The organism is Sulfitobacter sp. 1A15106, from assembly GCF_043556995.1.
In the GTDB taxonomy this organism is placed as follows: domain Bacteria; phylum Pseudomonadota; class Alphaproteobacteria; order Rhodobacterales; family Rhodobacteraceae; genus Sulfitobacter; species Sulfitobacter faviae.
The window spans coordinates 152,798-165,367 of record NZ_JBIFFM010000007.1; the positions used below are offsets into that span (position 1 = coordinate 152,798).

The following is a 12,570-nucleotide window of genomic DNA, read 5'->3' on the forward strand; positions in this document are numbered from 1 at the left end:
CGTTGCGCCGTTTAGGGGCAGAACAGATCATTGCCGAGCGCAAAGAGCATCAGTGTCAGCACCAAGGCGATGCCAATGCTCATTAAAAAGCGCAGCGCGCCGTCGCTGGGCGGTTTGCCGGTCACCGCCTCATAGGCGTAGAACACCAGATGCCCGCCGTCCAAAGCCGGGATCGGGAAGAGGTTCAGCAGACCGACCGCCGTGCTCAGCACCGCGATGAAATAGATGAAGGACTGCGCCCCTTGGCTCGCCATCGCGCCCGAGGTCTGGGCGATGCCCACCGGGCCGCTGAGGTTGCAGGTGCTGATATTGCCCACGATCATCTCACGCAGGCCCGAGATCGAGCCGGTGATAATGCGCCAAGTGTTGTCCAAACCGGTGCCGAGGGCCTCACCCACGCCGGGGGTATCAGTCGCAGGCACGAAGGCCATGCCGCCAACGATGCCAATGCGCAGGTTCTGTTTGAAACTGCCATCGGGCTGCGGCTCATCCGTGGCTTTGGGGACAAGAGTGAAAGGCAAGCTCTCGCCATCGCGCCAGACGGTCAACTCCTGCGGTGCCCCTTCGGAGGCTTCGACCACCTCTTTCAATTCCCCAAAGGCCACGATCTCTTGCCCATTCACCGCGGTGATCACATCGCCGCTGCGCAGACCGGCTTCTTGCGCCGCCGATTGCGGGGCGACGTTGCTGACCAGCGGCGGCATAAGATAGGGGCCAGGCACGGTTAGCTCTTCGCCATCGCGGGTGACGTCATAGCTCAGCACCGCTTCCTGCGGCAGATTGGTCAGGAAATCGCCATAGCGTTCCCCGGCAGAGAGCGAGGGCACCGGGGTGCCTTCGACCGCGCGCAGAATATCGCCCGGAGCCAACTCATAGGCGTCATTGGGCAACGCCCGCAATTCCCCGACGGTGAGCGGATCACGAGCGGTTCCGGCGGTCATCGCAACGGCAAAGAAGATGAGGATCGACAGGGCAAAGTTGAACACCGGCCCCGCCGCCACGGTCAACGCGCGGGCATAGAGCGGCGCGCCGTGCATCGTGTGGCGCAGCGCCTCGGGGTCGTCGGCAAGCGCTTCCATCGCGGTCTCATCCTTGCCGGAGGCCGCGTTGGAGTCGCCTGCGAATTTCACATAGCCGCCAAAGGGCAGCAGCGCGAACTGCCACCGCGTGCCGCGTTTGTCGACGCGCGAGAACAGCACCGGGCCGAAACCGAGGCTGAAGACATCCGCCTTGATCCCGGTCCAACGGCCCACGATGTAGTGCCCGTATTCGTGGATCGCCACGATCACCGACAGCGCCACGACAAAGGCCAGTATCGTCCAGATCAGCCCGCCGAACTCCGGCAAAAACCCCATGATGTCCAACGTACTACCCTGCCCTTTTCTGAATTGCGGCCTCTGCCGCCTTGCGTGCGAGTTGGTCCGCCTGCGCCACCAGTTCAAGTGTCATGTCGTCGCGGCCCTGCGCGGCCTCTTCGGCGCGGCGCTCCAGCACCTCTTCGACGATCTCGGCCATCTGCGTGAAGCGCAGCCGTCCGTCGATGAAACCGTCAAGCGCCACTTCCTTGGCCGCGTTAAAGACCGCGCCCATCAGACCGCCCGCTGCCATGACGTCCCGCGCCAGCCGCAGCGCGGGCCAGCGGGCGTCATCGGGGGCGGTGAAATCGAAACGTCCAATCTTGGTCAGGTCCAACCGCTCGACCGGGAGATGCCCGCGCGCGGGGTGGTGCAGCGCATAGCCGATGGCATGGCGCATATCCGCGGGGCCGACATGGGCCATCAGCCCCCCGTCGCAAAAGCCCACCAGCGCATGGATCATCGACTGCGGATGCACCAGCACCTCAATCGCCTCGGGGGAGACGCCGAAAAACTCACGCGTCTCAATGACTTCCATCGCCTTGTTAAACATCGACGCCGAGTCGATGGTGATGCGCTGCCCCATGTCCCAATTGGGATGGCTTGAGGCTTGGTCGAGCGTCGCATGGGCAAGGTCTTCGAGCGGCCAATCGCGAAACGCGCCGCCGCTGGCGGTGATGATGACACGCTCAACGGCGGCCATGTCTTCGCCGACCAGCGCCTGAAATACGGCGGAATGTTCACTGTCGACGGGCAGGATCGTCGCGCCGTGGCGCGCGGCCTCTCCCATGATCAGCGCCCCGGCGCAGACCAACGATTCCTTGTTGGCCAGTGCCAGCGTGCCACCTTGGCGCAGCGCCGCCAGCCCCGGTGCCAGCCCCGCCGCCCCGATGATCGCCGACATGGTCCAATCCGCCGGGCGCGATGCGGCCTCGGTGATCGCCTCGGCCCCCGCTGCGGCTTCGACACCGCTGCCACTGAGCGCGTCGCGCAGATCGTCCAGCAGGTCTTCGCGGGCGGTGACGGCCACATCGGCCTTCAGCGCAATGGCATCCTTGGCCAATTGCGCGATATTGCCCGCGCCGGTAAGGGCCACGACCTCATAGGCGTCGGGCGCGCGGCGGATCAGGTCAATCGTGTTCTGACCTATAGAGCCGGTCGCCCCCAGTATCGAAATCTTGCGCGGCATAGCGGGTCAGTTCACACCCGGCGGGAAACCGATCAGCGGCCCGACGATCAGCAAGAAAACGGCAGCGCCGAGCATCCCGTCAAAACGGTCCAACAGACCGCCATGGCCGGGGATCAGGGCCGAGCTGTCTTTGACGCCCATCTTTCGCTTCATGCCCGACTCCGCCATATCGCCCATCTGAGAGGCCATCGACAGCGCCACCGAGATGCCAACGAGTTGCAGGCCAAAGCCCGTGTTGAACGAGAAAATCAGCCCGACAACAGCCGCCCCGACCCAGCCCGAGGCGGTACCGGACCATGTTTTCTTGGGGCTGACCTTGGGCCAGAATTTGGGCCCGCCGATGGCGCGGCCTGCGAAATAGCCCACAACATCGGTCACCACGACCACCAGCACCAGCCACATCAACCAGCCAAAGCCCATGTCATCGCGCAGCTGGATCAGGCCAAAGCCCGCCAGCAGGATCAGCGCGGTAAAACTCATGTAAAGCGTGCGATTGGCGCTCAATAGTGCAAAGCCCGCCAGCGCCGGGGCCAGCAAAAGCGGCAGGCCAAAGCCCACCGGCAGATAGACCGAGGCCAGAACCGCCGCCGCGGTCACCAGCCCCAATTGCCAAGCCGCCGCTTGCCCCTGCCCGCGCAGCATGCCGACCAATTCCCAGACCATCATGCCGCAGATTAGCGCCACCAGCAGATGAAAGACGGTGCCGCCCAACCAGATGCCCAAAAGACCGATCAAGATCATCGCGCTGGCCGACAGCATGCGGGCGCGTAGGTCGGACCATTGTTCAGGTGATTTCATCGCAGCTCTCCTCAGGTCTTGACCGCACCGAACCGCCTGTCGCGCCCGCCATAGGCGGCGCAGAGCCGGGCGAATTCCTCGCGGGTGAAATCCGGCCACAGCGTGTCGATGAACTCATATTCCGCATAGGCCGATTGCCACAGCAGAAAGTTCGAAATCCGCGCCTCGCCGCTGGTGCGGATCACCAGATCGGGGTCGGGCAACACATGGGTATCGAGGTAGCGCGGCAGGGTCTCTTCGTCCACCGAGTCAGGGTCGAGCTTGCCGCTGGCGACATCTTGGGCCAAGCGGTGCGTGGCACGAGCCACCTCATCGCGGCCGCCATAATTGAGCGCGATCGTCAGATTGATGCGGGTGTTATGGGCGGTATGGGCCTCAAGCTCTCCCATGAGCTTGATCAGCTTGTCATCCAGCCGGTCGCGATCCCCAATGAACCGCACCCGCGCGCCGTAATCGCTGAGGCTGCGCATTTCCTTGGAAATATAGCGCCGAAACAGGGACATAAGTCCCGCCACTTCGACCTGCGTGCGCTTCCAATTCTCGGTCGAGAAGGCAAAGATCGTCAGATACTCGACCCCCACATCGGGGCAGCATTCGACGATCTCGCGCACGCGTTTGGCGCCGGCGTGATGCCCAAAAAGCCGGGGCCGCCCGCGTTGGGTGGCCCAACGGCCATTGCCGTCCATGATGATCGCCACATGGCGTGGCCCGCCGGGTATCGTTTGGGGCTGAATTTCGGCGGTGCTCATGTCTCGACCTTTTTCTTTCAAGTTCTGTTTCCCTGCGTCTTGGCGGGGTCAGACTTGCATGATTTCGGCCTGTTTCGTCTCAAGCTGTTCATCAATGAGCGTAATGAAACGGTTGGTCAGATCCTGCACTTCGCCTTCCCAGATTTTCTGGTCGTCCTCGGACATGGCGCCGTCGTTCTTGGCTTTCTTGATCTGGTCCATCCCGTCGCGGCGGATGTTGCGGATCGAGACGCGCGCGTGTTCGGCATATTGCCCTGCGACCTTGGTCAACTGGGTCCGGCGCTCTTCGTTCAGCTCGGGGATCGGCAGCATGATGATGGTGCCGTTCAGCTGCGGGTTGATGCCCAGTCCGCTTTCGCGAATGGCCTTCTCAACCTTGCCGACGAGACCCTTGTCCCAGACGTTGATCGTAACCATGCGCGGCTCTGGCACGTTGACGGTGCCGACTTGGTTCACCGGGGTCATTTGGCCATAAGCCTCGACCATCACCGGCTCCAGCATGGAGGCCGAGCCACGCCCTGTGCGCAGCGATGCGAACTCGGTCCGAAGCGACGCAATCGCGCCGTTCATCCGCCGTTCAAGATCATCGGTATCGAGCATAAATTCGTCTGACATGGCGAGCCTGCTTGTTGTTTCCTTGCGTTACGGCTTTCTAACGGTGGCGCGGCGCTTTCACAACTGCCCATTGTTACGCCACCATACGCGCACCGCGCCCCTTCGTGAGAGACGCGGCGGCGATAGGCCAATCACCCTGCCGTCGGACGATGCCTTGCGATGCGGGCCGGAGTTACCCGACGCGGGTATAGGTGCCCTGCCCCGCCAAGATGCCTTGGAAGCCGCCCGGCTCATCCAGCGAGAAGACGATGATCGGCAGGTTGTTGTCCCGCGCCAGCGCGATGGCAGAGGCGTCCATTACCCCCAGCCGCTTTTGCAGCACGTCATCATAGCTCACCAGATCATAGCGTTTCGCATCGTCGAACTTGGCCGGGTCCTTGTCATAGACACCGTCGACCTTGGTGCCCTTGAAGATCGCCTCGCAGGACATCTCATTGGCGCGCAGGGTCGCGGCGGTGTCGGTGGTGAAATAGGGGTTGCCGGTGCCCGCGGCAAAGATGCAGACCCGTTTCTTCTCAAGGTGGCGCACGGCGCGGCGGCGGATATAGGGTTCGGCCACTTCGTTCATGGTGATCGCGCTGATCACGCGGGTGTGGATGCCCAGACCTTCGAGCGCCGATTGCATCGCCAGCGCGTTCATCACGGTGGCGAGCATCCCCATGTAATCCGCCGTCGTCCGCTCCATCCCCTGCGCCGAGCCTTGCAGCCCGCGGAAGATGTTGCCCCCGCCGATCACCATGCAGATCTCGACGCCCAAGCTGTGCACCGATTGCACCTCGCGGGCGATGCGTTCGACAGTTGGCGGGTGCAGACCATAGCCGAGGTCACCCATCAGCGCCTCCCCGGAAATCTTTAGCATCACGCGGTTAAAGGAGACTTGGGGGGTGTCTTGGGACATCGGGCACACCTTACTATTTCACCAACCGGGGGAGATTTAAGCCTTGCGGCGGTGAAGGGTTTTCATTTCGCGCCAAAATGTCGCAAATACGCCCAAGGTTCAATGCGGGACGTAAGGAAGACGCAAAGAAATGCCGGATATTCCCAAGGCCCAGATGAACGCCCTGTTGCAGGGCTTGCCGCCCGAACGGCCGGTGTTGATCGCCGGGCCGACCGCCAGTGGCAAATCCGCCCTTGCCCTCGCCATTGCCGAGGCGCAGGGCGGCGTGATCGTCAACGCCGATGCCAGTCAGGTCTACGCCCCCCTGCGCATCATCAGCGCCCGCCCCTCGCCCGAGGAAGAGGCCCGCGTGCCGCATCTGCTCTATGGTCATCTGGCCGAAGATGCGCCCTATTCCACCGGCCATTGGCTGCGCGAGGTCGCCCCACTGCTGGAGGGCGACCAGCGGGTGATCATCACCGGGGGCACCGGGCTTTACTTCTCTGCCCTGACGCAGGGGCTGGCCGAGATTCCGGCCACCCCGGTAGAGGTGCGCGCCCAAGGCGACGAGATGGCGCTCGAAGACCTGTTGGCCGGGCTGGATGCCGAAACCGCCGCAGGCCTCGACCAACGCAACCGCGCGCGGGTGCAACGCGCTTGGGAAGTGTGGCAGGCCACCGGGCGCGGCCTGTCGGACTGGCAGCGCGACACCGGCGCGCCGCTTTTGCCGCTGGCGGACTGTCTGCCGATCGCCTTCGATGTCGAGCGGGATTGGCTGAACGCCCGCATCGCGCAGCGCTTTGACCTGATGCTAAAGCAAGGCGCCTTGGAAGAGGTCGCTGCCCTTCGGCCGCGCTATGACCCATCGCTGCCCGCCCATCGCGCCATCGGCGTGCCGGAACTGATCCGCCACCTCGACGGCGACTGGCCGCTGCACCGCGCCCGCGAAGCTGCCGTGGTCGCCACCCGCCGGTTCGCCAAACGGCAGCGCACTTGGATGCGCAGTAAGATGACAGATTGGCAGCGGGTGACGCCGGAATAGCCGCCGAGCGGGCGGAATTTCTTGCGTTATCCCAACCCTCCGCTAGCCTGACGTTGATGATTGCCCTTGTAGGGTTTCCATTTCTCAACGAAAGCGCCGCGTGCCCGAAACAGAGATTCAAACCCAGTCCTTGGCCCAGCTTTCGGCGGGGCAAGACTGGCGGCTGACCCTCGCGCATGACCGCGACCACCACCTTTTGATCTGGATCACCCGGGGCCAAGGGCGGCTGTTGCTCGATGGTCAACGCCGCGGCATCAGCCCGCATAACGCACTTTGGATACCGGCGCGGTCGCTCTTCGCGCTGGAGCTGGGCTATCAATGTCTGGGCCATGCGGTGCTGATCCCCGAAGACAGTGACGAAAGCCTGCCCGAGACCCCGGGCCAATTGCGCATCCGCGATGGGGCCGCGCAATCGGAGATCTCAACCCTTATCGAACAGACCCAACGGGAGGTCCAACAGGCCCGCCCCCTGCACCAAGATGCGCTCAAAGCGCAGGTGGCGCTGATGTCGGTCTGGCTGCGCCGCCAGATCATGGCAGAGGCGCCTACCACCCCCCGGCCCAAGGCAGGCGACAGGCTGAGCGCGCGGTTCTGCGCCTTGGTCACTCAAGGCGCCCCCAAGGGCACCAGCATGGCCGAACACGCCGCAGCTCTCGGCGTGACCCCAACCCATCTGACCCGCGCCGTGAAGGCGGCCACCGGCAAATCCGCCGCTGACCTTCTCACCGAGCGCAGTTGCCATGCCGCCCGTCGCCTGCTGGCCGAGACCGATCACACCGCTGCCGAGATCGCCGCCACCTTGGGCTTCGGCTCTGCCGCCTATTTCACCCGTTTCATGCAACAGCACAGCGGCCTGCCCCCCAGCAAACTGCGCTGAGAGCCGGGCCGAAATGTCGCTTTATGACCCTCAGCATGTCGCAAAAACTCCTCCAAACTCCTCAGCCGAATGTTGACGCGCGAGTAATTTCCGTGCCTCATGGCTGAACCGCTCCGCACAGGGGCGGGGCAATGAACAAGCGTAGGCTGCTAGAAAGACCGCCAAAAGGTCTTCGGCACCCCAGCGCCACAAGGCAGAGAAGACCTGCCACGCACAGAACCGGCGCCCTCAAGGCGCCGCACGAATTAAAAAGCCAAAAGGCCGCATCGTCGGGCCAAGTCACCGCCCGACCCTGCTACAGGGGACCACATGGGACTATTCATTTTGCGCCGGCTGGGTGTGATGTTGCTGACGGCGCTTTGCCTGACGTTCATCGTTTTCTGGCTGACCAATCTCTATCCGAACCTTGAAAAACTCGCCAAGACCCAAGGCAACTTCCGCATGTCGGACGAGGCCGTGGCCAGCTACCTCGAAGACCGCGGCTACTTGCAGCCCACGGTCGACAAGTTCGGCGAATGGCTAGGCGTGCTGCCCGGCTGGGTCACGGAAGGCGACACGCCCGAGGAAACCTTTGGCCGCTGTTTCGCCCCCGGCACCCCGGAGGAGGACCGCCCCACCCGCTGCGGCATCCTGCAAGGCGATTGGGGGTTCTCGACCGTCTTCAAAGAACCCGTGGGCGAAACGGTGCTGACCCGTCTGGCACTCACCGGCAAGCTGATGTTCTGGGTGCTGGTGCTGATGGTCCCCTCGGCGCTGATCGTGGGCGTGCTGGCGGGGATGCGCGAAGGCTCCAAGCTCGACCGCTCGCTCTCCACCTTCTCGATCGCCACCACGGCGACGCCTGAATATGTCTCGGGGGTGATCTTCATTGCGGTGCTCGCCTCCTCGCGCTTTGGCCTCTCCCCGCTTTTGGCTGAATGGGGCTGGATCGACAGCAAGACGCTGTTTCTCGGCTCCGCCACCTCGGCCATGAAAGATGCGACCTTCTGGAACTTCTTCCTGCCGGTGCTGACCATCTCGCTCTACGGCATGGGCTATATCGCGCGGATGACACGGGCCTCGATGACCGAGGTGATGACCGCGCAATATATCCGCACCGCAAGGCTCAAGGGGGTGAAATTCTCAGAGATCGTGCTGAAACACGCGCTGCGCAACGCGCTCATTGCGCCCTTCACCGTCATCATGCTGCAAATCCCGTGGCTATTGAACGGCGTGGTGATCGTCGAGACCCTGTTCAACTACAAGGGCTTTGGCTGGCTGCTGGTGCAAGCCGCGGCCAATAACGACATCGAACTGCTGCTCGCGGTCTCGGTCGTGTCGGTGATCGTCGTCCTTGTGACGCAGCTGATCTCGGACATCGGCTACGTCTTCCTCAACCCGCGCATTCGCATTTCTTAACGGAGCTTGGACATGGAACCTTTGACATGGACCGGGTCGCTTGCGGGGCTCAACATCATCTTCCTCGGTCTCGCGGTGCTTCTGGCCTTGGCCGTGGCAGTGCAGATCGTCGTTTCCTTCTTTCCCGCCAGTGAGGCACGGCAGATCAACCCGGACGGCACCGTCGCCCGGCAAGCCGGGCTGGCGGGCGGGGTGAACCGGGCGGTGATCCTGCTCTTTGCGCTGCTGATCCTCGTGCTGCTGATCTATATCATCGCAGGCGCCTTCATGGGACCGCAGGCGGGCATCATCGGCGGCATGTCGCAGCAGATGCTGCCCGTGTGGATCGCGCTGATCTTGACCTTCGCGCTCTCTATCCACTTCAAGCGGCGGCTCGGCCTTTACGGCAAGCTTTTTGACAGCACCGTCGGCATGATCGGTTTCGCCATCGTCATGTTCTGGGTCTACACCGGCATCTTCGGCGGGCTGTTCGATCTGTTGGTGACGCATGACAGCCTCAGCCAGACCTCGGGGATGAAGAACAAACTGCCCGGCACGCCCCTGCGCAGCCCGGATGAAGGCGAATACCCTTGGTTCCTTCTGGGGGGTGACAACCTAGCCCGCGATGTCTTTTCCCGGCTGATCAAAGGGTCTTGGGTCGTGGTGCAGATCGCGCCGATGGCGACGCTCTTTGCCTTTATGGTGGGGATCACGCTGGGCCTGCCTGCGGGCTACTATGGCGGGCGGTTGGATACAGTGCTGAGCTTTCTGGCGAACCTGATCCTCGCCTTCCCGGTGATCCTGCTCTTCTACCTGCTGGTCACGCCCGAGATCGTGCTGACCGGCATCCCGAACTACATGGCGGTGTTCCTGTTCATCTTCCCGCTGATCTTCCTCGCCGTGCTGTTGAACGCGCGCTACTACACGCAACCTTCGTTCCGCACGCCGCTTCTGATCGTGGTGCTTGGGGTGGTCGGCTGGCTCTACCTGTCGCTGGTCTCCACCGACGGGGCGATCGTGGCGACGGACAGCTACCGCATTCCGGGCCTGCCAAGCATGATCGACCTTTTCGACATCGACCCCGGCGTGCTGGTGGTCTTTGTCTCGGTGGTCTTCGTGAACTCGCCCACGGTGTTCCGCATCGTGCGCGGCTTGGCACTCGACATCAAAACCCGCGACTACGTCGCCGCCGCCCAGACCCGTGGCGAAGGCCCGTGGTATATCATGCTGTGGGAAATCCTGCCCAATGCGCGCGGGCCGCTGATCGTCGATTTCTGCCTGCGCATCGGCTATACCACGATCCTTCTGGGCACGCTGGGCTTCTTCGGCCTCGGGCTGGAGAGCGAGAGCCCCGATTGGGGCAGCACGATCAACGCGGGCCGCCGCCTGCTGTCGCTCTACCCGCATGCCGCTATTGCGCCTGCGCTGGCGCTGCTAAGCCTCGTGCTGGGTCTGAACCTCTTGGCCGATGGCCTGCGCGAAGAATCCCTGCGCGACTAAAAAACATCCTCCGGGGGGGGGCCAGCCCTCCCGGCCCCTTTTGATCCCCCGACTGGGAGAGCCAAATGCCAAAGACTGATTACGACGGTCCCATTCTTGAGATCAACAACCTGTCGATCTCCTTCTTCACCCGCCTGCGGGAAATTCCCGCCGTGATGGACTTTTCCGTCAACGTCCAACCCGGAGAGGCCGTGGGGCTGGTGGGCGAAAGCGGCTGCGGCAAATCCACCGTGGCGTTGGGCGTGATGCAGGATCTGGGTCGCAATGGCCGGATCGTCGGCGGCTCCATCAAATTCAAAGGCCGCGACCTGAGCGAGATGAGCACAGAAGAGCTACGCGACATACGCGGCAGCGAGATCGCGATGATCTACCAAGAACCGATGGCGAGCCTCAATCCCGCCATGCGGATCGGCAAACAATTGATGGAAGTGCCGATGATCCATGCCGGCATGTCCGAAAAGGAAGCCTACGCGCGCGCCTTGCAAGTGGTCACGGACGTAAAGCTGCCGGACCCCGAGCGCATCCTGAAGGCCTATCCGCACCAGCTTTCGGGCGGCCAGCAGCAACGTATCGTCATCGCCATGGCGCTGATGTCCGAACCCTCGCTCTTGATCCTCGATGAGCCGACCACCGCGCTCGACGTGACCGTCGAGGCGGCGGTGGTGGAACTGGTGAAGGATCTGGGCAAGAAATACGGCACCTCGATGCTCTTCATCTCGCACAACCTCGGACTGGTGCTGGAAACCTGCGACCGGATCTGCGTGATGTACTCGGGCGAAGCGGTCGAGAAAGGCTCGATCGAGGATGTCTTTGACGAGATGCAGCATCCCTATACGCAGGCGCTGTTCCGTTCGATCCCGCTGCCGGGGGCGGATAAAAACGCGCGGCCCCTGAAGGCCATCCCGGGCAATTTCCCCCTGCCCCATGAACGCCCGCCGGGCTGTAACTTCGGCCCGCGCTGCGACTATTTCGTCCCCGGCCGCTGCGACGCCGCGCCGATCCCGATGGAGAGCGTGCCCGGCAACGACCGGCATGAGACCCGCTGCATTCGGTTTCAAGAGATCGACTGGCAAGCGCCCTTGGAGCTGGCCGAGGTCAAGGAAAAGAGCGATGTCGGTGAGGTCGTCCTCAAAATGGACAAGCTCAAGAAATACTACCAAGTCGCGGCCAATGCCATGTTCGGCGGCGGCAATACCAAAGTGGTCAAAGCCAATGAAACCCTCAGCTTCGAGGCCCATGAAAGTGAAACCCTCGCCATCGTGGGCGAGTCGGGCTGCGGCAAGTCCACATTCGCCAAGGTGCTGATGGGGCTAGAGACGGCGACCGAGGGGCATATCTACCTCGACGGGCAGGACATCGGCGGCGTGCCGATTGATGACCGCACGACCAAGAACGTGGCCGATGTGCAGATGGTGTTCCAAAACCCCTTTGACACGCTCAACCCCTCGATGACCGTGGGGCGGCAGATCATCCGCGCCTTGGAGATCTTCCGCATCGGCAAGAATGAGAAAGAGCGCCGCCAGCGTATGCTGGAACTGCTCGATCTGGTGAAACTGCCCCGCGAATTCGCAGGCCGGATGCCGCGCCAACTCTCGGGCGGGCAAAAGCAGCGCGTCGGCATCGCCCGCGCCTTTGCGGGGGATGCGCGGATCGTGGTGGCGGACGAGCCGGTCTCGGCCCTCGACGTGAGCGTGCAGGCGGCCGTCACCGACCTGCTGATGGAGATCCAACGCGAGCAGAAGACGACGCTTTTGTTCATCTCCCACGACCTGTCCATCGTGCGCTATCTCTCGGACCGGGTGATGGTGATGTATCTGGGCCATGTGGTCGAACTGGGCGACACCGATCAGGTCTTCGCCCCGCCCTATCACCCCTATACCGAAGCGCTGCTGAGCGCGGTGCCGATTGCCGATACCAAGGTGAAAAAGAAACACATCGTGCTAGATGGCGACGTGCCCTCGGCAATGAACCCGCCTCCGGGCTGCCCCTTCCAGACGCGCTGCCGGTGGAAGTCGCAGGTGCCCGGCGATCTGTGCGAACGCGAGGTGCCGCCGATGGTGACCATGGCCGATGGGCATCAAATCAAATGCCACCTCTCGGCCCAGCAATTCGCCGAGATGGAGCCGGTGATTGAGACAGGCACGGCGGCCGAATGAAAAAAGGCGCGGTTCCGAAGAACCACGCCTCATAC

At 63.0% G+C, this 12,570-nt stretch carries 11 protein-coding genes; 5 read left to right on the top strand and 6 right to left on the bottom strand.

Features of this window, described 5'->3' with window-relative positions:
* Positions 1–11 precede the first annotated feature (11 nt).
* The 6 genes from rseP to pyrH form a co-directional block, all read right to left on the bottom strand.
* Positions 12–1,355, bottom strand: a complete 1,344-nt coding sequence (gene rseP, locus ACGYKA_RS12785; protein WP_394408968.1) for an RIP metalloprotease RseP — start codon at positions 1,353–1,355, stop codon at positions 12–14.
* 13 nt (positions 1,356–1,368) lie between these two features.
* Positions 1,369–2,544 carry a 1-deoxy-D-xylulose-5-phosphate reductoisomerase gene (dxr, locus tag ACGYKA_RS12790; RefSeq protein ID WP_271687461.1) on the bottom strand — a complete coding sequence of 392 codons (1,176 nt, stop codon included), beginning with the start codon at positions 2,542–2,544 and terminating at the stop codon, positions 1,369–1,371.
* 6 nt (positions 2,545–2,550) lie between these two features.
* Entirely contained in the window at positions 2,551–3,342 is a 792-nt protein-coding gene (locus ACGYKA_RS12795; protein ID WP_067261564.1) for a phosphatidate cytidylyltransferase, read from the bottom strand.
* An 11-nt stretch (positions 3,343–3,353) separates the two neighbouring features.
* Positions 3,354–4,091, bottom strand: coding sequence for a polyprenyl diphosphate synthase (uppS, locus tag ACGYKA_RS12800; protein ID WP_067261562.1), 738 nt, complete (start codon positions 4,089–4,091; stop codon positions 3,354–3,356).
* A 48-nt stretch (positions 4,092–4,139) separates the two neighbouring features.
* Positions 4,140–4,706 carry a ribosome recycling factor gene (frr, locus tag ACGYKA_RS12805; protein ID WP_067261561.1) on the bottom strand — a complete coding sequence of 189 codons (567 nt, stop codon included), beginning with the start codon at positions 4,704–4,706 and terminating at the stop codon, positions 4,140–4,142.
* 172 nt (positions 4,707–4,878) lie between these two features.
* On the bottom strand, positions 4,879–5,604 hold the full coding sequence (gene pyrH, locus ACGYKA_RS12810; RefSeq protein ID WP_067261559.1) for a UMP kinase: 726 nt from the start codon (positions 5,602–5,604) through the stop codon (positions 4,879–4,881).
* Positions 5,605–5,734: 130 nt separating this feature from the next.
* Here pyrH and miaA point away from each other — a divergent pair, with 130 nt between their 5' ends.
* From miaA to ACGYKA_RS12835, 5 genes are all read left to right on the top strand, one after another.
* The gene (miaA, locus tag ACGYKA_RS12815) at positions 5,735–6,625 is read left to right on the top strand and encodes a tRNA (adenosine(37)-N6)-dimethylallyltransferase MiaA (RefSeq protein ID WP_394408965.1); all 891 of its coding nucleotides are present in this window, start codon (positions 5,735–5,737) and stop codon (positions 6,623–6,625) included.
* A gap of 100 nt (positions 6,626–6,725) precedes the next feature.
* Complete coding sequence (locus tag ACGYKA_RS12820) at positions 6,726–7,502, top strand: AraC family transcriptional regulator (protein WP_394408962.1); 777 nt, start codon at positions 6,726–6,728, stop codon at positions 7,500–7,502.
* Between the two features lie 309 nt (positions 7,503–7,811).
* Positions 7,812–8,900 (top strand): ABC transporter permease, encoded by a 1,089-nt coding sequence (locus ACGYKA_RS12825; RefSeq protein WP_394408959.1) that lies wholly within the window; start codon positions 7,812–7,814, stop codon positions 8,898–8,900.
* Positions 8,901–9,167: 267 nt separating this feature from the next.
* Positions 9,168–10,379 carry an ABC transporter permease gene (locus tag ACGYKA_RS12830; RefSeq protein WP_394409733.1) on the top strand — a complete coding sequence of 404 codons (1,212 nt, stop codon included), beginning with the start codon at positions 9,168–9,170 and terminating at the stop codon, positions 10,377–10,379.
* Between the two features lie 65 nt (positions 10,380–10,444).
* The gene (locus ACGYKA_RS12835; RefSeq protein WP_394408956.1) at positions 10,445–12,535 is read left to right on the top strand and encodes a dipeptide ABC transporter ATP-binding protein; all 2,091 of its coding nucleotides are present in this window, start codon (positions 10,445–10,447) and stop codon (positions 12,533–12,535) included.
* Positions 12,536–12,570 lie beyond the last annotated feature (35 nt).

Coding starts and splice junctions, on each gene's coding strand:
- ACGYKA_RS12830 (WP_394409733.1), top strand. CDS start 9,168: ATGGGACCGCAGGCGGGCATCATCGGCGGCATGTCGCAGCAGATGCTG.
- ACGYKA_RS12795 (WP_067261564.1), bottom strand. CDS start 3,342: ATGAAATCACCTGAACAATGGTCCGACCTACGCGCCCGCATGCTGTCG.
- miaA (WP_394408965.1), top strand. CDS start 5,735: ATGCCGGATATTCCCAAGGCCCAGATGAACGCCCTGTTGCAGGGCTTG.
- rseP (WP_394408968.1), bottom strand. CDS start 1,355: ATGGGGTTTTTGCCGGAGTTCGGCGGGCTGATCTGGACGATACTGGCC.
- dxr (WP_271687461.1), bottom strand. CDS start 2,544: ATGCCGCGCAAGATTTCGATACTGGGGGCGACCGGCTCTATAGGTCAG.
- pyrH (WP_067261559.1), bottom strand. CDS start 5,604: ATGTCCCAAGACACCCCCCAAGTCTCCTTTAACCGCGTGATGCTAAAG.
- frr (WP_067261561.1), bottom strand. CDS start 4,706: ATGTCAGACGAATTTATGCTCGATACCGATGATCTTGAACGGCGGATG.
- ACGYKA_RS12825 (WP_394408959.1), top strand. CDS start 7,812: ATGGGACTATTCATTTTGCGCCGGCTGGGTGTGATGTTGCTGACGGCG.
- ACGYKA_RS12835 (WP_394408956.1), top strand. CDS start 10,445: ATGCCAAAGACTGATTACGACGGTCCCATTCTTGAGATCAACAACCTG.
- uppS (WP_067261562.1), bottom strand. CDS start 4,091: ATGAGCACCGCCGAAATTCAGCCCCAAACGATACCCGGCGGGCCACGC.